The sequence below is a fragment of the Pseudomonas weihenstephanensis genome (assembly GCF_016812185.1).
GTDB lineage: Bacteria > Pseudomonadota > Gammaproteobacteria > Pseudomonadales > Pseudomonadaceae > Aquipseudomonas > Aquipseudomonas weihenstephanensis.
This window is the reverse complement of the sequence record NZ_JAAEBV010000005.1, coordinates 501104-522954: the sequence shown is the minus strand read 5'-3', so window position 1 is coordinate 522954 and position 21851 is coordinate 501104. Positions and strand designations below refer to the sequence as shown.

Genomic DNA, 21851 nt, shown 5'->3' with positions numbered 1-21851 from the left:
TAACTACCCTTATAAGTTCCCTCAAAAAATGGAGGATCCGGCCACATGTCCAACATCATGATTCGAGCACTGTTGCTGACGTTGATCAGCGGTCTCTCGCTGCAAGGCTGCACCCAGCCCAAACCCGAGCGCTTGGGTGCTCCCATTGAGGGCTACAGCCATACCTCGGCGGCGATTAACCGGTTTTCCGTGAATGGGAATGGCGGGCCAAATCTGGCTCCGTATGGGTACGGTGGCGGTCAAATGTGCTGCGCGCCGATGCCGGTGAAATGGCATTCAGGGCTGACGGTGGTAGTTGAGTGGGAGAAGGACACTGATCCGTATGCTTCAGCGAATTGGCCTCCACTCGGAACTGATGGATATCGGGCTGCTTACAAGTTGCATGCGGCCAAGTACACCCACCATCGAGCCGTTGTGCCTGTTGCGCGGTATGAGCGATTGGGCGTGGTGAATGTGCATTTCTTACCTTGTAACCAAGTGGCGGTTACCGCAGGACTCATGATGCCCGGCACGCCTAACTACCCTTATAAGTTCCCTCAAAAAATGGAGGAGCCGGCCACATGTCCGAAGCCATAAATGCGCCCGTTAGAAAACCATCTCCAGCCTTCCTTAGCCCGACGCCTGATTTCAAAGAGGGTGGCTTATTGCCAGGATCCCCGGCTGATGTGCTACGTAACTATCGAATTCAACAGGCGGCTTACCAGCCGTTTGAGCAAAAGGCGATGGATGAGGCGCGAGCGGCGGGCAAGGTTTACGCGGGTGCACCCTGCATGAAGATCATTACCATCACCCTTTGCTTTGACGGGACCAACAACCATGAACCGTCAGATAGCAAGGCGCTGCCATCCACGACGACCAATGTCGCTCGTCTTTACCATGCGAGCCTGGGAGGTTCTGGGAAGGAAGGAGAAGTGCTGGAAGGCTTTTATCGTTATTACATGCAAGGTGTAGGCACCGAGTTCAAAGAAATAGGTGAGTTTGCGCCTGATAATCGGGGCCTGACTGTGTCGGTGGGCGGTGAGAACCGAATCAATTGGGGGCTGACCCGCTTGATTGATGCGTTGAAAAGAGCTTCAGGCGAAACCTTTCTGGATACGGGTGATGCATATGCTCTGGTGCAGAAAATGGGCACCAGCCTCACCGGAGACCTCCTTGGCGCATCAATATTTAAAAACAGCTATGGGCGGCGCAAAGAAGTGCTGGCAGCACCGCTGGCAGCGCTTAAAACCCAAATTGATGCCGTGCACGCATCCAAGACCACTCCCGAAATAAAAGCCGTGCGCCTGTTCGTGTACGGTTTTTCACGCGGAGCAGCCGAGGCGCGGGCGTTTGCCAACTGGCTCGAAGCCTTGACCAAGGTCGAGGTAGCAGGCGAAACCTGTTACCTGTTTGCTGGCCTGCCGATCAAGATTGTGTTCATGGGGCTGTTCGATACCGTGGCGTCGGTGGGCCTGCCGTATCTGGTGCCGTTTGCTGCCGGGCACATGGGCTGGGCCGATGGCAGCCTGCGTTTAAGTGATGACGAAAAGTTCCTTGAGCACTGCGTGCACATGGTGGCGGCCCATGAGCAACGCAGTTGTTTCCCGGTGGATTCGATCCGGCGCAAAGCCAACCCGGATGACCCGATGTGCCCGTCCACCTACCGCAAAGGCACTGCGGAATACATTTACCCCGGTATGCACTCCGATGTCGGTGGCGGTTACCCACCCGGCGATCAGGGGAGGGCATCTGAGGGCGGGCATGAAGTGTTATCGCAGATCGCTTTGCACCATATGTTTGACGAAGCCTATAAGGTCGGCGCTCCCTTGCAAGCGCCTCCAAGAGCTTTCAGCACGGTATTGAAAGATGAGCGGCCATGGTTGGTCATGAAAACCGAAACTGAAAGTGAATTCGACGTCGGCCCCACCGTCACCCACCGCTTCAACACCTGGCTGGACGCTATGGACAATGGCCCTCTGGAAGAAGTGATGAAGCGCGAAGCGGGGTTGATCACGGGTTGGCGCATCAGCCGTTACGCCAAGGGGCGGGCCAGTCATACGCAGGCGTACGGCAATGTCACGAAGTACGGCACGGCTAACGACATGACCCGCGATGAGATCAGCGCTTTTTCGGCATTACACGCCATGAAATTGAAGGAGGATGCCACCATCCTCGCGGGCGGCACTGCGCCTGTCTTGTCCGAGAGCCAGCAGGCCACCAAAACAGCCCACGAAGCCACCAAATTGGAATATGAGCGTCGCACTAACACCAAGGAGCCGATCACCTTCAACACCAGCAAGATGTACGAACCCAACCTGGATTGCCGTCAGTTGCTCAACGGCATGGCCGACTTTCGGCGTGATTACGTGCCGGAATGGAACATGACCGCCAGTGAGATTTTCAGCTTTGGCACGCTCATTAATACCGCGGTCGGCGGGTTGGTCTACATGACCAACGAGCAAGATGAAGCGCAGCACTATGCCGACATGCGCCGGGACGGAGAACTCAATTACGCCAAGCTGTTTGGGGAAAATGGCAAATCACGGAACGACAACGTGTTGCCGATCATCCGCCTGTTTGATGAACATGTGCACGACTCTCGCGCCTGGTTCATGAATGCGGCCTTGAATGAGCGCGAGATATTCAGTGACTACTTTCGTTATCGCGGGATCTTTTTCGACAATGAGTCCAACAACGAGTTGTCGCTGTTGGTGACCACCGAGCGGGTGGTGGGTTTAGCCATTGCCGTGGCCAGTGTGGGCCTGAGCGTGAAACGCCATGACCCGCGCTTCCTGATGGGGCTGATTATCCCGAGCCTGGGCACCCCGGTGTTTCGCGGCAAGGTGGGTTTGCCGAGCATCACAGCCTTTGACACCGTCACCGGGCGCGCGCTGCCCATGCTGGAAGGGCTGACGTCCATCCGCAACTTCACCCAAGACCCAGGCAGTGCAGTGAAAGCGGTACAGGCCTTGCCATTACCTGCCGCGTTGACGGAGAAAACCGCCATTACGGATGATCTGATGGCCATCTTCAAAGGCGAAAAAGGCGACCCGGCAGCGACACCCGCGTTGCACCCGGCGCAGGCCGTGCAGAGCGTCGCCTGGCAAGCCCTGACACGCCGCCCCGTCGCAGTGAACGCAGACGATCAAGCCATTGCTGCGTTGATCGGGAGCCATGTGGTGGGCCAGGCGGTCGATTTCGATATTGATTCGTGTGTGTAGAGGCGGTTGCGGCTCGGACGTGCGCGTAGGGGGCTTGATCGCTGCCTGATAGTCCACCCCGGCCCGTTGTTCGGCGTAATGGGCGCGTAATTCGGGCTCCCAAGCCATCACCGTATGCAGAATGACGATGGCTTGTGGCTGGCTCCGCTCGTTAGGGATGTACTGAGGCGCTTGAAAATTGAAAGCAGGAATTGAACGTAGAAATGCCCCTTGTGTCAGGGGATTTCTACTTTTTTCGAAGCTGTTTAGCCGCTACAACATGAGGCTTAAGCCCGTTATGCCTTGCTGTAAAGGGGCTTAAGCTCAGCGGGTTGGGGGGCGTGCTCCGGCACACGACGTTTGGAAATCAACGTATAAATCGACGGCAATACAAACAGCGTAAACAACGTGCCCACCACCATGCCCACCACGATCACGATGCCCAGCCCGAAACGGCTACTGGCACCTGCGCCGCTGGCGAACAGCAGCGGCACCAGGCCCACCACCATCGCTGCGGTGGTCATTAATATCGGCCGCAGGCGAATGCGCGCCGAGCGGATGATGGCGTGGGCCGGTGAGCAGCCGCTGGCCTGTTGCAGTTCGTTGGCAAATTCGACCATCAGGATGCCGTGTTTGCTGATCAGGCCGATCAAGGTCACCAAGCCGATTTGCGTGTAGATGTTGAGCGTCGCCCAGCCCAGCGCCAACGGGATCAAGGCGCCGCAGATCGACAGCGGCACGGTGATGAGGATGATCAGCGGGTCGCGCAGGCTTTCGTACTGCGCGGCCAGCACCATGTAGATGACGATGAGGGCGAACAGGAAGGTCAGCATCAGCGCGTTGCCTTCGTGGATAAATTGCCGCGAATCCGATTGCCAGTCATGGCTGAAGCTGGCAGGCAGTTGCGCGCTCTGGGTGGTCAGAAAGGCCACCGCTTCGCCCAGGCTCACGCCCGGCGCTGGGATGCCCTGGAAGGTGGCCGAGTTTTGCTGATTGAACTGTTTGAGGCGGTTGGGCTGGATGTCGCTGTGCAGGCTGACCACGGTGGCGAGCGGTACTTGCACGCCGCGGTCGGTGCTGACGTAGAAGCCATTGAGCGATTGCGGGGTCAGGCGCTGATTGGCCTGGGTCTGCGCGATTACGTCGTAGGAGCGGCCCTGCAAGCCAAAACGGTTGGTGTAGTTTTCGCCCACCAGCACCGCCAGGGTGCTGGCGATGTCTTGCAGGCGAATACCCAGGCTGTTGGCCTTGCTGCGGTCGATGCGCACCTCGGTCACCGGGTTGTTGAAGTCCAGGTCGCTGTCGACCACGGCGAACAACCCGCTGGCCCGTGCCTGTTGTTTGATCTCGTGCATGGCCTGATACAGCGCGCGGTAGTCTTCGGTGCTGCGAATCACCCATTGCACCGGCAAACCACCGGTGGAGGCGGGCAGCGGCGGCATCTGGAAGACGAAGATCGAGTCGCCTTCCACTGCGTCGACAGCCTGTTGCAGCTCGCTTTGAATCTGGGCGGCGCTGCGCTCGCGCTTATCCCACTCACTGAAGTTGACCCCGGCAAAACTCGCCGCCACACCATCCGTGCCGTTGATGATCCAGGTGCTGGTGGTTTCCGGGAGCTTGGCCAGCAACTCGCTCAATTGGGCGGCGTAGCGCTCCACGAAGTCGAGGTTGGCGTGTTGCGGAGACTTGATCGCCAACAGCAAGTTGCCTTGGTCTTCATTGGGCGCCAACTCTTTATCGGCCTGGCCATAGAGCAACGGCAAGCTGAGCAGCACCAGCCCCCCGAACGCCAGCACCGCACCGCGTGCGCGCAGTGAACGCAACAGACCGCGTTGATAACGCCGCGATAAACGCTCGAAGAAGCGCTCGGCCAACAGGCTCATGCGGCCTTCACTTTGGCCGGCGGGCAACAGTTTGGCGCACATTACCGGGGTCAAGGTCAGGGCGATGACGCCCGATACCAGTACCGCTCCGGCGAGGGTCAGGGCGAATTCCTTGAACAGCGCGCCAGTCAGGCCGTTCATCAGACCGATGGGCATGTACACCGCGGCCAGGGTGATGGTCATGGCAATCACCGGCGAAGCGATTTCCCGCGCGCCGATCAAGGCGGCCTGCAACGGCGCGAGGCCGCCCTTGATGTGGCGGTGAATGTTTTCGGTGACCACAATCGCATCGTCCACCACCAGCCCGATGGCCAGCACCATCGCCAGCAATGTGAGCAGGTTGATGCTGAAGCCGAACAGCGCCATCAGTGCCAGTGCGCCGAGCATCGACAGCGGGATGCTGAGGATCGGAATCAGCACCGTGCGCCACGAGCCCAGGCACAGGAAGATGATCACCACCACGATCAAAATCGCTTCGAGCAAGGTTTCGATCACTTCCAGGATCGAGGCTTGGATAAAGTGCGCGGTCTCGAAGGCCAGCGCCACGTCGACGCCGGGCGGCAGGGTTTTCTGGATCTCGGGCAGCAGGCGTTTGATGCCTGCGACGATCAGCAGCGGGTTGCCTTTGGGGGTGGCGTATAGCCCGAGGTGAACGGCGGGCTTGGCGTCCATCAGGGCGCTGGTTTCGTAAGCGGCGGAACCCAGTTCGATCTCGGCGATATCGCGCAGGCGTAGCAGGTGATCGCCGCGATTGCTGATCACCATGTCGCGAAATTCTTCAAGGGTATTGAGGTCGCTGTTGACCTGGATCGACGACACCACGTACTGGCCTTTGATTTGACCGGGCGCCGCCTGAAAGTTGTTGGCACGGATCGCCTGTTCTACCTGCTCGGCGCTGATGCCGTGACCCGCCATGCGTTGCGGGTCGAGCCACAGGCGCATCGCCAGGTGTTGGCCGCCAAAGGTCTGGACCTTGGCTACACCTTCAATCGTGGCGAACAAGGGTTGCACCACACGGCTCAGGTAGTCGGTCATGGCCGCCGCCGATAACGTTGTGCTGGCAAACCCCACGTAGGCCACGGCGGTGGCGTCGCCGGCCGAGCGCTCGATAACCGGGTCGTAGGCTTGCTCGGGCAGGCGGTATTTGACTTGGTTAACCTTGGCGATCACCTCGCTGAGTGCCTTGGCCGAGTCTTGGTTGAGGGCCATGCGCAGAGTAATCACACTGTGGCCCTGGACTGACGACGAGCTGACGTAGTCGACGCCTTCTACCGAGGCCAGCGACTGGTTGATCGGCTGCGTGATAAAGCCTTGCATCAACTCGGCGGGTGCTCCGGGGTAGTCGGTGCTGACCGTGATCACAGAGCTTTCCAGCAGCGGGTACTGACGCACCGGCAAGCCCATATAGGCTTTAAGCCCCGCCAGCAGGATCATCAAACTGACCACCAGCGCGAGCACCGGGCGGTGGACAAAAATGTCGGTGAACTTCACGGGTTTGTTCCCCCATCGGCCGCGAGCGCGGTGCTGGTCATGGGCTCGATGCTGGCGCCATCGCTGAGTTTGATCTGGCCTGACGTCACCACTTGATCGCCGGGCGCAACGCCCTGATTGATCACGACCCAGCCATCGCGCCGCTCGCCGGTCTTGACTGACACGCGCCGTACGGTGGGTGCGCTCTGAGCATCGAGGGCCGGTTGAACCAGGTACACGTCCTCGCCGTAGGCGCTGTAGGTCACGGCAGTTTCGGGCAGGCTCAAGGTGTTTTCCGGCAGGGTCTGAGGCAGGCGCACGCGGGCGAACATGCGTGGCAGGGCAGCGGCGGGCGGGTCTTGCAAGCGTGCCTGAAGGCTTAAGGTGCGCGAGCGATCCAAAAACGGGTCGACGCTGCTGACCACGGCCGTTAACGGTTGGCCGGGCAGCGCATCAAGCTCAATCAGCAAAGGGCTGCCGGTCTTGAAGTGCAGCATGGCTTGCTCCGGCACGCTGAAGTTGACGTACAGGCCTTGGTTGCCGATCAGGTTGATCAGCGTATCGCCGGGATTGACGTATTGCCCCACATGCACTTTGCGGATGCCCAATGTGCCGGCGAAAGGTGCGCGAATGGTGCGTTGTTCAATCTGCGCCATCAATTCCTGCAAGGCGCCGCGAGCGGTGGTGTATTGGGCCTGGGCATCGTCCAGTGCCTCGCGCGAAACAGCGTTGGAATTGATCAGTTTTTTCAGGCGATCAAGGCGTACGAGGGCGTTATCGACCTGACCTTGCAGCCGCACCTTTTGCCCGCGTTGCGGCGCATCGTTGAGGCGCACCAGCACCTGCCCGCGTTCAACGCGTTGGCCGGACTCAATCGGCAGCTCGACGATGCGCCCACCCACTTCGGCGGGCACGCTGACTTCTTCGACCGCTTCCAGTTCGCCGATGGCTTGCAGGTAGCGGGTAAACGGCTGCTGACTGACGGGCGCGACTGCGACCTTGACCGGTGCCGCCACATAACCGGCTGCGGCTGGTTGCCGCGCGTACCACAGGCCCCATGCCACACCGCCAAGTACGAGTCCAGTCATGGCCCAAAGGGTTTTGTGCCGGATTAACGGGCGAGTGCTTGCTGCAACGTGTGCCATGATCTTTTTCCTTAAAGATGCAGTCAGTAAATCGGCCAACAGCCCGGCGTGAGCAGTTCGATGAGGTTGTGGTCGGGGTCGCGAAAATAGATGCTGGAGCCGCCTTTGGGCCATTCGGTTCGGCCTTCGATGGCCACGCCGCTGTCGCTCAGTGTTTGCTTCCAGCCGGGCATGTCATCGGTGTCGATGGCGAAGCACACGTGGATCGAGCCACGGGCATCGTGCGGGGGGATTTCGCCGCCACTCAGGTATTTGGTTTGCAGTGAGGCGCCGCGTCTAAATAGCAGCAGGGTGTTGAGCCCGCCGACGTTGAATGCAACGAGCACGTCGCTTTCGACCATGACCTCCAAATGGAGTGTTTTATAGTAAAAATTTTTCGCTGCTGTAAGATCTTTCACGTAAAGCGCGGTTTCAATAATCCGTTTGAGTTGCAGCATGATGCGCTCCGTATCGGGCAGGTAGTCCCGGATTGGTGAATGACAGGATGGTCATGGTTTTACTGCGCAATATTGATTTGAACCTGTTGGTGGTGCTCGACGCGTTGCTGACTGAAAAACACGTGACCCGTACCGGCGCCCGATTGCATTTGAGCCAACCGGCCATCAGCCACTCGCTGAGCAAGCTGCGGGTCCTGCTCGACGACCCGATCCTGATTCGTCAGGGCAGCGAAGTGGTGTTGAGTGCCCTGGCGCAAAACCTTCAGGCACCGCTCAAGGAGATCCTCAGCCAGATCGAAATCCTGCTCGGCAAGTCGATCGACTTTGTGCCGGCCAACTCCCATCGCACTTTCCGTTTGGCCATGTCTGACTACGGTGCCGCGATTGTGTTGCCCAAATTGTTGCGCCAATTGCGCGTCGAGGCGCCCAACACCACGCTGGTGGTCACTCAGGACAGCCGTCACGGCATGTTTGAGCAGATCGCCCAAGGCAAAATTGATCTGGCATTGGGTGTGTTCCCCCACCTGACAGCGGACATTTCCAGTGAAGTGCTGTTTGAAGAAACGTTTTCTTGCCTGCTGGACCGCAGTACGTTGCCGGCCAGCGGCCAACTGGACTTGGACAATTACCTGCTGCGCCCGCATATTTCGGTGTCGGTGGACGGCTGCACCCATGGTGAAATTGATCGACTGTTGCGCGCCGAAGGGTTGCAGCGTCGCATAGCGGTCAGCGTTCCCCACTGGCGCACCGCGCCCAGCATGATCAGCAACACCGACCTGATCCTCACGGTGGCCACCCGCACCCTGGACAATGCCCCGCTTGACGATGACCTGGTCAGCCTCAGCCCGCCCTTGCCGATTCCGCCGTTTCCGTTCGTGCAGATCTGGCATAACCGTTTTGGCGAAGACCCGGCCCACATCTGGCTGCGCGAGCAAGTCAGGCAAGTGATGAGTCATGGGGCGCCCGCTACCTGAACCGGTCGCAAGCGCAAGCGCAAATCTTCACCCAGTTGTGTGACGTCAAACAGGGTGAAATTCAGCGCTTGCTTGAGGTGAACCAGCTCCGGCATGTGCACCAACGGGCGGGCCAGATCACCCAGCAGTTTGGGCGCCATATACACCAGCACTTCATCTACCAGCCCGGCCTTTAGAAAGGCGCCCGCCAAGGTGGGGCCTGCTTCGACCATCACCTCGTGCAGACCGCGCAGGCTGAGCTGGCACAGCAGTTCATGCAGATCCAGCCCATAGATATCGCCGTCCACACGCAACACTTCAGCGCTGTGCCCCTGGGGTAACGGCGTGTCGTTGTGCAACACATGCAGGCTCGGTGCGCTGGCGTTAAACACTTGCGCACCCGCCGGCACGCGCGCGCTGCTGTCCAGCACTACGCGCATGGGCGCCACAGCTTCAGGCGATGAAGGTTGGCGCACCGTCAGTAACGGGTCGTCTCCCAACACCGTGCCGCTGCCGGTGATGATGGCTGCACAGCGGGCACGCCAGTGCTGTACATCCATTCGCGCCTTGGGCCCGGTGATCCATTGCGAACGGCCATTACTCAGCGCCGTGCGCCCGTCCAGGCTCATGCCCATTTTCAGCTGCACCCAAGGGCGCTGGCGCTCAATGCTGGAGAGGAAACCTCGGTTCAGCTCACTGGCCGCCTCACGCATCAATCCCACCTTGACCTCGATACCGGCCGCTTTGAGTTCGGCGATGCCTTGGCCGTTGACCTGCTTGAACGGGTCTTCGAGGGCCACCATGACTTGACTGACGCCACTTTCAATCAATGCCTGATGGCATGCCCCCGTGCGGCCAACGTGGCTGCACGGCTCCAGCGTGACGTAGGCCGTGGCGCCTTTGGCCAGGGCACCGGCCTGGCGCAAGGCGAACACTTCTGCGTGCGGGCCACCGGCCCGCCGATGCCAACCTTCGCCCACCACACAATTACCGTGAGCAATCACACAGCCCACCCGCGGGTTGGGCCATGTGGAATGGCTGCCTCGTTCGGCCAACGACAGCGCGTGTTGCATGTGCTGAAAGTCGACTTCGGTGAAATAAGTCATGACACTAAATGCCCGCCTGCACGGGCCGCGATCGGGTAAATACGCCCGTCATACGCACTGGCCAGGAAACCATTGCCGTTGGCGGCCTGGGTCAGGCAGGAGATCCCGCTGGCGGTCGGTTTTTCGAATTTCTCCCAACGGCGGGTGCGCACATCAAACAGGGCTACGGTGCCGCCGTAACTGCCGGTGGCGATCAGGTTCTGATCCTTGGAGATGGCAATGCATTTGATGGAGTGGTGATGCGGTGTCTCGAACACTTCGCTTTCGCCATCACGCCACAGGCGCAGCTTGAGGTCGCGACCGATGCTGGCGAAGCCGCCCTGGATTTGTGTGCAACCGTTGGAGATTCGGTCGTGCGCCTGGTCCAGGTAGGTGTGTTCAGTGAAGTCAGCAATGTTGAAAAAGGCGGCAGCGGCGGTGGCGCACACGCTGAAAATGAAGGTCTCGTCAGCGGCAATGCCTTTGATGGCGTTGTCGTGCATGGCCACTTCGGTGAGGAACTCCGGTTGCTGGTGTTGCAGCTTGAAGATCAACGCTTCACCGGTGTACGTACCAATGGCGGCGTGCAACTGGCCATCTTTGATAAACGTGGTGCCACAGTTTAACGGTGAGCGGTGCTGGTAAATGGCCTGGCCGGTGCGTGCATCGAATACGGTGCCCATTTGGCCGCCGGTCAGCACACTGTCACCAAACGCCAGCAAGAAGTTGCACAGGCTGCCAGCCTTGGTGTTGGCGACGCCGTTGACGTGCAGGATGCCCGCGTCGCCGATGCTGAAAATCTCGTCGTTGACCAGTGCGACCGCGTTCAGGCTGATGGCAGGTTCGATGCCGCCCAAGTCCCAGATCTGGGTGCGGAAGTTCCAGGTGGCGTAGCTCGAACCGAAGGTCACGAATGCGATTTTATCTTCGCCAAGCAGGGCGCAACTGCGTGGCCAGATGATGCTCGGCAGCGAGGTCTCGGCGGTTTTTTCCAGCCGATTGTGGCTGTTCAGGTGCCAGAGCATCACGGAGCGGTCATAGCTGAGGCTGATCAACAGGCGTTGGGCGTCATCCCAAATGATGCGCTTGATACCCGCCGTATGCGCCGGTTGCAGGTAAGTGCCTTGAGCGCTGATCAACGATATTTTGCCTTCGTCATCCCCGGCGAAAATGATCCCGTCACGCGACAAGGCCACGGTGTCGGTTTCAACGCCCCCCAAGTCGATGATTTCCAGTTGCTCGCCGGTCATTGCATCCCAGCGGCGGATCGAGCCGTCGTCGCTGCTCGACACCAGCGTCGCGCCATCCACCGCCCAGCACACCGAGATCACGTCGGCGGTGTGGCCTTTGAGGATGCGCAGGGTGCGGCCATTGAGATCAAAAATACGCAGGGTATGGTCGCGTGAGCAGGTGGCGATGGTCTGGCCGTCTGGCGAGAAGGCTGCCATTTCGATGTCATCGTCATGGCCAATTAAAACCGCCTTCATGCGCAGGCTCGGGACTTCCCAGACACGCGCGGTGTAATCGCTGCTGGCGCTGACCAGCAGTGTGCCGGTGGGGTTGAACGCACACTGGTTGGCCAGGTGGTCATGCACCACGCGCTGGATGGGGGTTTTGGTTTTAGCGTCCCAGAGAATGACCTGATTGTCATAGCCTGCGGTGGCGACATAGCAATCTTTAAACGTGGCAATACCGCTGATAGGGCCGAAGTGTTTCATGGTTATTCATCCTGAATAATGTAAGCGTGCGTCATGCCGTTGAGTTCACGCCGGTATTAACGGCCAGACTTAGTTGAACAAGTTGATGTGGTGGTTCTTCTTATTGATCTTGGCTTGTAAATAAGGGCGGTTATGTTGGGTCAAAAAAACACCGGTCGGGATTACGTCGTCGACGTGCACACCATTGTTTTGCAGGGCGACCACTTTTTCCGGGTTATTGGTGATCACGCGGCAGTGTTTCACGCCCAGGGCGTGCAACATGTTGGCGGCTTCGGTGAAGTCCCTATCGTCTTCACCGAAGTTCAAATGCTGATTGGCTTCGAACGTGTCCATGCCGGTGTCTTGCAGGCGGTAGGCCTCTAACTTGGCATATAAACCAATCCCGCGGCCTTCTTGGCGCAGGTAAATCAGATAACCGCCTTCTTCGTGCATGCGCTCAATGGACTCGGACAATTGCGGGCCGCAGTCGCAGCGTTGGGAACTGAACACATCCCCGGTCAGGCATTCCGAATGCAAACGCACCAAGGGACTGTTGAGGGAGGCCGGTCCCAGTTTAATAACGATGTGCTCTTTATCCGCTTCAAGCCCTGTGAAACTGAAGAACGTACCCGGGATACCCGACTCATTCAGATGAATATCAACCTGGTTTCTAACGCGCAGCGGGTTCATAGAATTCCTTTCCTATTAACAGCATTTTTTTATTCGACAGGGTTACAGCGTTTCAGCGAGCCTGAAGCCCATGACATAAATGTCGCGCGGGTATTTGCCATGGCGGCGGCAATTGCGTGCCAAATCACGAAAGCGTGTAAAGCTGCCGCCGCGTGCGATGCGATGCGTGCCTACCACCTGCACCAAGTCATCGTTGATGGCTTTGCCGCCGGGGTAGGGCGCGTAATTGTCCGCCACGTATTCCTCGACATTGCCAGCCATGTCCAGGCAACCAAAAGGCGATGCGCCCAACGGAAACATACCCACGGGGGTGGTGTTGAAAATGGCCATCTCGGCCGTGTTGGCGTGCTCCGGCAAAAAGCGCTCGCCCCATGGGAACTCGAAGTTTTCAGGCCCGGCGCCGGCGTATTCCCACTCAGCTTCAGTCGGCAGGCGAAAACCGCGCCCTGATCGAGCACTCAACCATGCCACGTAAGCATCGGCATCTTCGGCCTCCAGCCCATAGACCGGGTGATTCGAGCGTTCGACCGGAAACTGCCCAAATGCCCAGTTATTGGGGATGCGCGGCTGTAGCGAGTCTTCGAGAAAGGCTTTGTATTCGAGGTTGGTCACCGGGTACTTGCCGATCGCATAGCGGGGCAGGTGCAGGGTATGGCGCGGCACTTCCTTTTCAATCCAGCTGCGGTCCAGCCCCAACCCTTGCAGGGTATCCATCACGCCGTCGACGTTGGCTTCGTCCAGTCCGCTCTCGACCCAGCCACCTTCGATCGTGATCATCGGCGGGTTAAGCACATCCAGACGCGGGTCCATTGTTTCGGCCAAATAACGCCCGGCGCCCAAGCGCAATGGCAACGCAACTTCTGGGTCTTCTACGCGATGGCACAGCAGGCTGGCTGGCGCCTGGATCAATTGCTGCCACTCAGCTAGCGGCAGTGCCAGGTTGAGTCCGGGCTGGAAGTGCTCTTCCAGGCCCATTAATTGGCGGTCCGTCATTTGCGCCGTCAGTGGGCCGTCAAACACCGGCCAGTGAGCAAATGCTTTGGGTGGGTTAGCCACGTCGAACTCCAATACAAGTAAAAAGGGTGTCAGAGGGTGCAGACCAGACCGGTTTGCAGGCAGTTGCGCTCAAAGTCACCCCAGTAGCCTTCAGGGAATTTCTGACGATTGGCTTTGGAGATCAACGGGCGTTGCCAGTGGTAGTCACTGAAACCCGCCTTGCGAATGGCACGTTCGTAGTCTTCGTGGCTCCAGCGGTAAAAGGTGAACTCGCTGGGTGGCGTGGTGACAAACTCTGACGGGCAACGGAAACCGCCTTCGTGGGCATTTTCACTTTTGACATGAACGCCGTACTTAGTGAAGTTGCCGTCGTCCAGGCGAAAGCTCGGGTCTACGGTGTAGGCGATCAGCTTGCCACCCGCTTGCATGTTGTCGGCCACGGCCTTGAACATGGCGTCCAGTTCGGCGGTGGATTGGGCATAGTTGAACAGCCATGCGGCGGTCACGCGTTCGAATTGCCCCATCACCGGCATGTCGCACACGTTGGCGACATGAAACTCAATGGCTTCGTTATGCTGTGCCGACTCTTTGCGCGCCAGATCAATCATCGCTGCAGAGATATCGACCCCTACCACGCGGGCGGCTCCTCGCCGATAGAGTTCGCGGCCGAAATAACCGTAACCGCACGCCAGGTCTAATACAGACTTGCCTTTGACATCCCCCACCATATGAAAGAATGTCTCGGTTTCAACAGACCGTTGTGAGGCGGTGTCCGTGAACACTTCGAAACGATCGCCAATGGCGTCATACGCAGTAAAAGAACTCATTGCTCACCTATTAAATGTGATTGCTGTTATTAAATGCCGCTGCAATAACCCTGCTCCGGGTCTACAGGTGCACGTCTGGACCTTCAACGTTAACTGCGCACGGCAATAAGAAAGCCGGCCAGCACGACACTCACGCCAATGATTTTTTGTACATTGATCGCTTGTTTAGGCAGCCCGACCAAACCGAAATAATCGATCAGTAGCGAGATGGTCAGTTGGCCGACAATCACCGCCATGATGAAGTTGAGAGCCCCCAGGCGTGGCACCAGGATGAGGGCGGCGGTGATATATAAAACCCCGGCAACGCCACCAAACCAAATCCACCAGGGACCGTCTTGCAACGCCGTCAGGTTTGGACGAGGCACTTTAAATATCAGCATGACCAGCATAATGGCCACGCCACTGACCAGCAGTGAAACGGCCGTGGCCCACAGCGGATGACCTAATAAAACGCCCAGTTTGGCGTTAGTGCCCGCTTGTAAAGGCACGGCAAAACCTGCCAGTAAACTTAAAACAATAGAAACAAATAAGCTCATGGGCGGGGGTGTCCTTTTTTTTAATCTTTTACGGGGAATGTAAAAACAGGGCCAATTCTTTGTTCTAATACGCGATATTCGCGCGCTGGATTGCCGTGCTGTAGCCCTTTGGGCATAAGGCGTGTGAGGCAACTGGCTGATCGGACGTGCGCTTGATTAACCCAGAGGTTTACAATCGGCGCACTTGAATGGAGTAACCCTGTGCTGACTCATTTAGATTCTCAAGGCCGCGCCAACATGGTTGATGTCACCGACAAAGCGGTAACAGCCCGTGAGGCCGTGGCACAAGCCGTTGTACGAATGCGTGCTGAGACGCTGGACATGATCGTCAGTGGTGGGCACCCCAAAGGGGATGTATTTGCCGTTGCGCGGATAGCGGGCATTCAGGCAGCGAAAAAAACCTCCGATTTGATTCCCTTGTGCCATCCGTTGATGCTCACGAGCGTCAAGGTTGAACTCAGCGCTCACGGCACTGACGCGGTACTCGTGGTGGCGCGTTGTAAACTTGCCGGGCAAACCGGCGTCGAGATGGAAGCGCTGACCGCAGCCAGCGTTGCCGCGTTGACGATTTATGACATGTGCAAAGCGGTCGACCGCGGCATGACCATCGAAAGCGTGCGCGTGCTGGAGAAACTCGGCGGCAAGAGCGGGCATTTCACGGCGGATGCATCATGACAATTGCGGTCAAGTATTTCGCTCGCTACCGCGAAGCCTTGGGGTGCGATCACGAGGAGGTTGAGGGCGACTTTGCAACGATTGAAGCACTGCGATCGTGTCTGGTGCAGCGCGGCGGTTATCAGGTTTTGACGGAGGCTAATCTGATGTGCGCGCGTAACGAAGAGTTGTGCAAACTTGATGAGCCGCTAGTCAATGGCGATGAGGTAGCTTTTTTTCCGCCAGTGACGGGGGGCTGATGCACATGACCCTTCGAGTTCAGGCAGCGGCCTTTGACCCGGGCGTTGAAGTGAATGCCATGCATGCTGCCAACGCGGGTGTAGGCGCTGTGGTGAGCTTTGTCGGGTACGTGCGCGACTTCAATGACGGGCGCGACGTGGCGGGTATGTTTCTGGAGCATTACCCTGGCATGACCGAAAAAGCGCTGGGCAAGATTGTCGTCGAAGCTCAACAACGGTGGCCGCTGCTCAAACTCCACGTGTTGCATCGGGTTGGGGCGCTGGAACCGGGCGAACCCATTGTGTTTGTCGGGGTGGCCAGCGCTCATCGCCAAGCGGCGTTCGACGCGTGTGCGTTTGTGATGGACTACCTCAAAACCCGCGCACCCTTCTGGAAAAAAGAACACACCGCTGACGGCCCGCGTTGGGTAGAAGGGCGGGCTAGCGATCAGGCCGCAGCGGATCGCTGGGCGTAACGTCAAACCCGCGCGATCATTAAATCGATCCGTTTCTTCTAAAAATTTCAGAATCCTTCTATGCGTAATGACTGAGCTTATCCATGAGCGTTGCTCTCGGTCTCAGAGCAAACCGGGGGGGCTCACGCTTGCGCGTAATCCGAGTCAGCAATACCTTGGCGCTTACGTTGCCTATAGGCGAAAAAACGAAGTTTATCTGGATGTTGGAACATACGCCGTAGGCTCGGTGGTAATGAGTTTGCGGCCGAAAGGCTGGCCGATGGCGTTGCTGTGGGAGGGTTTTTTCGGGTTATTTATTTTCAATATCGTGCTGATCATTGCTTTGCAGCGCTGGAAGTTAACCCCACCGCCTGATTTGACCTAGCCCGACATCATTGAATGGTCGAAACCATTACCCCCCCAGCAATGGGCCAAACGTTCGCCTGAGCTTGAAGCCGCGATAGCTCAGCGCGAAGCGGAGCTGGCAGCGCAGAAGAACCTGTGGCCGCTGACGAGTAATGCGAGGCTGCGTCCGGGCGCGCAGCGCTCGCTAAACCCTTTAATGCGGTGCTTGAGATGCACCGCAATCATCGGGTTTATGATCACCTCGCAATCGAAAGTTGCCTTCGGCCACGGTTACACAACCTCGGCAATTTTCCGTGGAGCGATCAGGCCGTTTCGCTCGGATCGTGAGGTTTACGTACGGCCCGCACCACGGGGCGCAGCAGTTCGGTCGGCGGGGTTTCGCAACTGATTTTGCGGCCCAGCTTGGTTTCGATTGCGGGCAATTGGTACGAGTCGTCTTCACCGGCAAAGCTGATGGACACGCCGTCAGCGCCCGCGCGGCCCGTGCGGCCAATGCGGTGCACGTAATCGTCCGGAACCTCCGGCAGGGTGAAGTTGATCACATGGCTGATGCCGTCGATGTGAATCCCGCGCCCGGCCACGTCGGTGGCAACCAAGACGCGGACTTTTCCTTCGCGGAAGTTTTCCAGGGTCTTGATGCGTTTGTGTTGCGGTACATCGCCCGACAGTTGTGCGGCGTTTATACCGTCGCGTACCAGGCGTTCTTCGATGCGGCGCACTTCGTCTTTACGGTTGGCAAAAACGATGACCCGCTCCCAACCGTTGTCGTTGACCAGGTTGAACAACAATTTGTATTTGTCAGCACCGGCCACGGCGTAGACATGTTGCTCGACACGGTCGCTGGCGACGTTTTCGGCTTCGATTTCAACAATGGCCGGGTCGGTGGTCCATTGTTTGGCAAGGTTCATCACGTCTTCGGTGAAGGTCGCGGAAAACAGCAGCGTCTGGCGTTCGGCTTTCGGTGGTGTCTGGCGAATGATCTGACGTACTTGCGGGATGAAACCCATGTCCAGCATGCGGTCAGCTTCGTCGAGCACCATCACTTCGATCATGTCCAGGTGCACTTCACCGCGCTGGTTGAAGTCCAGCAGGCGGCCCGGTGTGGCCACCAGAATGTCGCAATGGCGGGCTTCGAGTTGCTTGAGTTGCTTGTCGAAGTCCATCCCGCCAACGAAGGTCATGACGTTGAGGTCGGTGTATTTGGTCAGGTCGGCGGCGTCTTTGGCGATTTGCACCACCAGCTCGCGGGTCGGCGCGATGATCAGTGCACGCGGCTCGCCCATGTAACGCTCTTTGGGCGGCGGGGTTTGCGTCAGTTGGCTGATGATCGAGATCAGGAACGCCGCCGTTTTGCCGGTGCCGGTTTGTGCGCGACCAATCGCGTCACGGCCGCTCAGGGTGTAACCCAATACGCCTGCCTGAATCGGCGTGCAGTACGGGAAACCCAAATCTTGAATGGCGTGCATCAGTTCAGGTGCGAGCTTGAAGTCGTGGAAACGGGGTTTGCCTGCTTGCGGCTCAACCGCAAAGTCTTCGAGTTTCCAGGGAATGACCGGTGGCTTGGGTGCCGCCTCGCGCCGCGGTTTGGCAATTTTTGGTTTTTCGCTGCGCGTGGGTGGCTCAACAGGCTGGGCGTCGGGTGTGTTCACCGAGGCTTGAGCGGGAGCAGGGTGGCCAGGCTGTTGCGCGTCGGTTCGCGGGCTGGGGCTGCTGGAAGGAGGTGTGCAAGCTGGCGCGAGCGGCTCAGCCTCGCTTTTACCGAATATTTTTTTGAGTGCTTTGAGCACGGTCATCTCATCAGTTGGTTAAGGAGTGTACGCCGGGCAGTGTAATGCAAGTCGCGTGCTCGGCGTAGTGAACGGCAGGATGTTTCGGATTTAACCCAGGCGGGCTGCGAGCCAGTGACCGATGTCATGGATTTCTTCGAGTAACACTTCGTGTGCCATTGGGTATTGCTGCCATGTAACGGTGACGCCACGTTTTTTCAGATGTTCATACGCCGTACGCCCCATGGCGTTTTGGACTACATCATCGTACTGCCCATGCAGGCACAAGGCCGGAATGCGTTGCTGGCTGGCGGACAATTCCAGCTCATCACTGAAGGTCGGTGCATAAGTAGAGAGGGCAATTACGCCACCCAATGCGCCTTGCCATTTCAGATAGGCGGTGTGAAACACCACCGCACCGCCTTGAGAGAAGCCCGCCAGAACAATGCGGTTGGCATCAATCCCCGAGGCTTTCTGCGCTTCGATCAAACCGATCACCGTATCGGCGGACTCGTTGAGCTCATCTTCACTGATCGAGCGGGCGGGACTCATGGCCTTGATGTCGTACCAGCTGGGCATGGCATAACCGCCATTGATCGTGACTGCACGTGTGGGTGCCTGCGGCAAAACAAAACGTGTACTTAGCAACTGTTCTTGCAACGCCTCAGCCACTGGCAAGAAGTCATAACGGTCAGCGCCTAACCCGTGAAGCCAGATAACACAGGCGTCTGCGGGCTTTTGAGGCTCGATTGTCAAAGGGGTGTGCATGGCTGCTCCATCGTTGTGCGTGCGCGCAGTTCGGGTGCGCGGCCACGGTGCGTGATCGTTTAACGTTTGACGAAAATGTGTACTGCTTGAACGTTTTTTCTGAAATAGGAGGGCGAAATCACTGAGGCCGCCAGTGTGGTACGCGCTTTGCTATGTGGTCTGGGCGCTTGTGCGTTCCCTCCGGCGGTAACACTAACAGGCAACTGCCGACGGGGGGATAGCAAAAAACCTGAGGGTGAAGTTAGACAAGGAATTCAACAGCTCACGTGAGCGCTTCAGTTTGACGGTTTGTGCGATGCATCCATCGCCCAAGACTTAAGCCGCTTGACCTCATAAAAAGCCAACGCGGGTCAACAGCGCCTCACAAGGGGGCGGCGGGTCTTGTTCAAACACAACAAAAGCAGCACTGGAGGTTTGAATGAAGCAGTTGAAATCCACCTTGGCCCTGGCCACCGCAGTGGTAGTACTGAGCGTCAGTGGTTTTGCTCATGCGGGGGCGACGTTGGACAGCGTCAAGAAGAAAGGCTTTGTGCAATGTGGCGTGAGCGATGGTTTGCCCGGTTTTTCGGTACCGGATGCCTCGGGCAAGATTTTGGGGATCGATGCGGATGTGTGCCGCGCTGTGGCTGCTGCGGTGTTTGGGGATGCCACCAAAGTCAAATTCAGCCAATTGAACGCCAAGGAGCGTTTCACTGCCTTGCAATCGGGTGAAGTGGATGTGCTCTCGCGTAACACCACCTGGACCAGTTCCCGTGATGCGGGGATGGGCATGGTGTTTGCCGGTGTGACGTATTACGACGGCGTCGGCTTTTTGGTGAACAACAAACTGGGCGTAAAAAGTGCCAAAGAGCTGGATGGCGCAACCATCTGCATTCAGGCAGGTACTACCACCGAGCTGAACGTTTCGGACTACTTCCGCGCCAATAACCTCAAATACACGCCGATCACTTTCGACACGTCAGATGAAAGCGCCAAGTCGCTGGAAAGCGGGCGTTGTGACGTGCTGACCTCTGACAAATCACAGCTTTACGCCCAGCGCAGCAAGCTGGCCAGCCCGAACGACTACGTGGTGTTGCCCGAAACCATTTCCAAAGAACCGCTGGGCCCTGTGGTGCGCAAAGGCGATGAGGACTGGTTCAGCATTGTGAAATGGACCCTGTTCGCCATGCTTAACGCTGAAGAAGCGGGCGTGACCTCGAAAAATGTCAAAGAAGAAGCCAAATCGACCAAGAACCCGGACGTTGCCCGCTTGCTGGGTGCTGATGGTGAATACGGCAAAGATTTGAAACTGCCCAAAGACTGGGTGGTGCAGATCGTCAGCCAGGTCGGCAACTACGGCGAAGTCTTCGAGAAAAACCTCGGCAAGAGCACTCCGCTGGCCATTGACCGCGGGCTGAATGCCCTGTGGAACAACGGCGGCATCCAATACGCACCGCCTGTGCGCTGATAGCCCTGTCGCCCGGCAGGCCAACTGCCGGGTGATGGTGTTTTGATCCATTTCTGTTGGGGCACTTCATGCAGACAAAAGTCAGCGCACCCAAGCCGAGGCTCAGTCTCAGCGATCCACGTGTGCGTGCGTGGTTATTTCAGATCATCACCGTTGTGTTGGTGGTCTTCATGGGCTGGTACTTGTTCAACAACACCCAGACCAACTTACAGCACCGGGGGATTACCTCGGGCTTTGACTTTCTGGAACGTAGTGCCGGGTTTGGCATTGCGCAACATTTGATTGATTACACCGAGTCCGACAGTTACGCCCGGGTCTTTGTGATCGGCCTGCTCAACACCTTGCTGGTGTCGGTGATTGGCGTGGTGCTGGCAACGATTCTGGGTTTCATCATCGGTATCGCGCGTTTGTCGCCGAACTGGATGATCAACAAGCTGGCAACCGTGTACGTTGAAGTGTTTCGCAACATTCCGCCGTTGCTGCAAATCCTGTTCTGGTACTTCGCGGTCTTTTTGACCATGCCGTTGCCGCGCAATAGCCACCATTTTGCCGACATGTTCTACATGAGCAGTCGTGGGCTGAATATGCCGGCCGCGATTGGCACCGAGGCGTTCTGGCCGTTTGTGGCCAGCGTGGTGCTGGCGGTGATCGCGGTGGTGTGGATGGTGCGATGGGCTAACCAGCGCTTCGAAAACACCGGCGTGCCGTTTCATAAGTTCTGGGTCGGGTTGGCGCTACTGCTGGTGATACCAGGATTGTGTGTGCTGATGGTTGGCACTCCTGTGCACTGGGAAATGCCGCAGCTCAAGGGCTTTAACTTTGTCGGCGGCTGGGTACTGATTCCCGAGTTGCTGGCGCTGACCATTGCCTTGACGGTGTACACCGCTGCTTTTATCGCCGAGATCGTGCGTTCGGGGATCAAATCGGTCAGTCATGGCCAGACCGAAGCGGCACGTTCATTGGGCCTCAGACCTGGGCCGACGTTGCGTAAAGTGATCATTCCGCAAGCACTGCGCGTGATCATTCCGCCGCTGACCAGCCAATACCTCAATCTGGTGAAAAACTCGTCGCTGGCGGCGGGCATCGGCTACCCGGAAATGGTCTCGCTGTTTGCCGGCACGGTGCTGAACCAGACCGGGCAAGCGATTGAGGTCATCGCCATCACCATGAGCGTTTACCTGGCAATCAGCATCAGCATTTCGCTGCTCATGAATGGGTACAACACGCGCATCGCGCTGATTGAACGGTGAGGACGCGC

General features: G+C 58.0%; 19 protein-coding genes and 1 pseudogene. 9 read left to right on the top strand and 11 right to left on the bottom strand.

From position 1 onward, the window contains the following. The first annotated feature begins 45 nt into the window (after nt 1-45). Both GYN01_RS18535 and GYN01_RS18530 read left to right on the top strand, forming a co-directional pair. Nucleotides 46-576: a Tli1a family immunity protein gene (locus GYN01_RS18535; protein WP_238936305.1), complete on the top strand. Its 531-nt coding sequence runs from the start codon at nt 46-48 to the stop codon at nt 574-576. Next, nucleotides 561-3200: a T6SS phospholipase effector Tle1-like catalytic domain-containing protein gene (locus tag GYN01_RS18530; RefSeq protein WP_203307572.1), complete on the top strand. Its 2640-nt coding sequence runs from the start codon at nt 561-563 to the stop codon at nt 3198-3200. Before GYN01_RS18535 ends, GYN01_RS18530 begins: the two co-directional genes overlap by 16 nt. 275 nt (nt 3201-3475) lie before the next feature. On the opposite strand, the gene GYN01_RS18525 is transcribed toward GYN01_RS18530, so the two are convergent. From GYN01_RS18525 to GYN01_RS18515, 3 genes are read right to left on the bottom strand one after another with little or no spacing between them, the layout of a single operon-like run. Then, nucleotides 3476-6553 (bottom strand): MexW/MexI family multidrug efflux RND transporter permease subunit, encoded by a 3078-nt coding sequence (locus tag GYN01_RS18525; protein WP_203307571.1) that lies wholly within the window; start codon nt 6551-6553, stop codon nt 3476-3478. Next, nucleotides 6550-7677 carry an efflux RND transporter periplasmic adaptor subunit gene (locus GYN01_RS18520; protein WP_053221319.1) on the bottom strand — a complete coding sequence of 376 codons (1128 nt, stop codon included), beginning with the start codon at nt 7675-7677 and terminating at the stop codon, nt 6550-6552. Before GYN01_RS18520 ends, GYN01_RS18525 begins: the two co-directional genes overlap by 4 nt. 23 nt (nt 7678-7700) lie before the next feature. Then, nucleotides 7701-8114: a VOC family protein gene (locus GYN01_RS18515; RefSeq protein WP_048363244.1), complete on the bottom strand. Its 414-nt coding sequence runs from the start codon at nt 8112-8114 to the stop codon at nt 7701-7703. 47 nt (nt 8115-8161) lie between these two features. Between GYN01_RS18515 and GYN01_RS18510 the strand changes: the two genes are divergently transcribed. Further along, nucleotides 8162-9088 carry a LysR family transcriptional regulator gene (locus GYN01_RS18510; protein WP_048363245.1) on the top strand — a complete coding sequence of 309 codons (927 nt, stop codon included), beginning with the start codon at nt 8162-8164 and terminating at the stop codon, nt 9086-9088. Here the strand turns inward: GYN01_RS18510 and ribD are convergent. The 6 genes from ribD to GYN01_RS18480 form a co-directional block, all read right to left on the bottom strand. After that, complete coding sequence (gene ribD, locus GYN01_RS18505; RefSeq protein ID WP_048363246.1) at nt 9067-10173, bottom strand: bifunctional diaminohydroxyphosphoribosylaminopyrimidine deaminase/5-amino-6-(5-phosphoribosylamino)uracil reductase RibD; 1107 nt, start codon at nt 10171-10173, stop codon at nt 9067-9069. The genes GYN01_RS18510 and ribD overlap by 22 nt on opposite strands. Further along, the gene (locus GYN01_RS18500; protein ID WP_203307570.1) at nt 10170-11870 is read right to left on the bottom strand and encodes a WD40 repeat domain-containing protein; all 1701 of its coding nucleotides are present in this window, start codon (nt 11868-11870) and stop codon (nt 10170-10172) included. The genes ribD and GYN01_RS18500 overlap by 4 nt, the downstream gene beginning before the upstream one ends. Nucleotides 11871-11939: 69 nt before the next feature. Then, on the bottom strand, nt 11940-12539 hold the full coding sequence (locus tag GYN01_RS18495; RefSeq protein WP_203307569.1) for a GTP cyclohydrolase II: 600 nt from the start codon (nt 12537-12539) through the stop codon (nt 11940-11942). Nucleotides 12540-12581: 42 nt separating this feature from the next. Continuing rightward, nucleotides 12582-13532, bottom strand: coding sequence for a formylglycine-generating enzyme family protein (locus GYN01_RS18490; protein WP_203307579.1), 951 nt, complete (start codon nt 13530-13532; stop codon nt 12582-12584). A 92-nt stretch (nt 13533-13624) separates the two neighbouring features. Further along, a complete protein-coding gene (locus GYN01_RS18485; protein ID WP_048400104.1) occupies nt 13625-14362 on the bottom strand; it encodes a class I SAM-dependent methyltransferase in 738 nt (245 codons plus the stop codon). Between the two features lie 89 nt (nt 14363-14451). Continuing rightward, nucleotides 14452-14898: a DMT family transporter gene (locus GYN01_RS18480; protein WP_048363250.1), complete on the bottom strand. Its 447-nt coding sequence runs from the start codon at nt 14896-14898 to the stop codon at nt 14452-14454. 201 nt (nt 14899-15099) lie between these two features. Here GYN01_RS18480 and moaC point away from each other — a divergent pair, with 201 nt between their 5' ends. From moaC to GYN01_RS18460, 4 genes and pseudogenes are all read left to right on the top strand, one after another. Continuing rightward, on the top strand, nt 15100-15573 hold the full coding sequence (moaC, locus tag GYN01_RS18475; protein ID WP_203307568.1) for a cyclic pyranopterin monophosphate synthase MoaC: 474 nt from the start codon (nt 15100-15102) through the stop codon (nt 15571-15573). Continuing rightward, complete coding sequence (gene moaD, locus GYN01_RS18470) at nt 15570-15812, top strand: molybdopterin converting factor subunit 1 (protein WP_203307567.1); 243 nt, start codon at nt 15570-15572, stop codon at nt 15810-15812. The genes moaC and moaD overlap by 4 nt, the downstream gene beginning before the upstream one ends. A 5-nt stretch (nt 15813-15817) precedes the next feature. Continuing rightward, nucleotides 15818-16267, top strand: a complete 450-nt coding sequence (moaE, locus tag GYN01_RS18465; protein WP_048363690.1) for a molybdopterin synthase catalytic subunit MoaE — start codon at nt 15818-15820, stop codon at nt 16265-16267. 241 nt (nt 16268-16508) lie between these two features. Continuing rightward, nucleotides 16509-16724 (top strand): annotated as a pseudogene (locus GYN01_RS18460) (hypothetical protein); the annotation flags it as partial. Between the two features lie 190 nt (nt 16725-16914). On the opposite strand, the gene rhlB reads toward GYN01_RS18460, so the two are convergent. Both rhlB and GYN01_RS18450 read right to left on the bottom strand, forming a co-directional pair. Then, nucleotides 16915-18405, bottom strand: a complete 1491-nt coding sequence (gene rhlB, locus GYN01_RS18455) for an ATP-dependent RNA helicase RhlB (RefSeq protein ID WP_203307566.1) — start codon at nt 18403-18405, stop codon at nt 16915-16917. An 84-nt stretch (nt 18406-18489) separates the two neighbouring features. Then, nucleotides 18490-19146, bottom strand: a complete 657-nt coding sequence (locus GYN01_RS18450) for an alpha/beta hydrolase (protein ID WP_203307565.1) — start codon at nt 19144-19146, stop codon at nt 18490-18492. Nucleotides 19147-19564: 418 nt separating this feature from the next. Here GYN01_RS18450 and GYN01_RS18445 point away from each other — a divergent pair, with 418 nt between their 5' ends. Together GYN01_RS18445 and GYN01_RS18440 are read left to right on the top strand one after the other, a co-directional pair. After that, nucleotides 19565-20593 carry an amino acid ABC transporter substrate-binding protein gene (locus GYN01_RS18445; RefSeq protein ID WP_048363255.1) on the top strand — a complete coding sequence of 343 codons (1029 nt, stop codon included), beginning with the start codon at nt 19565-19567 and terminating at the stop codon, nt 20591-20593. A gap of 68 nt (nt 20594-20661) precedes the next feature. Next, complete coding sequence (locus GYN01_RS18440) at nt 20662-21843, top strand: amino acid ABC transporter permease (protein ID WP_048400094.1); 1182 nt, start codon at nt 20662-20664, stop codon at nt 21841-21843. The last annotated feature ends 8 nt before the right edge of the window (nt 21844-21851 follow it).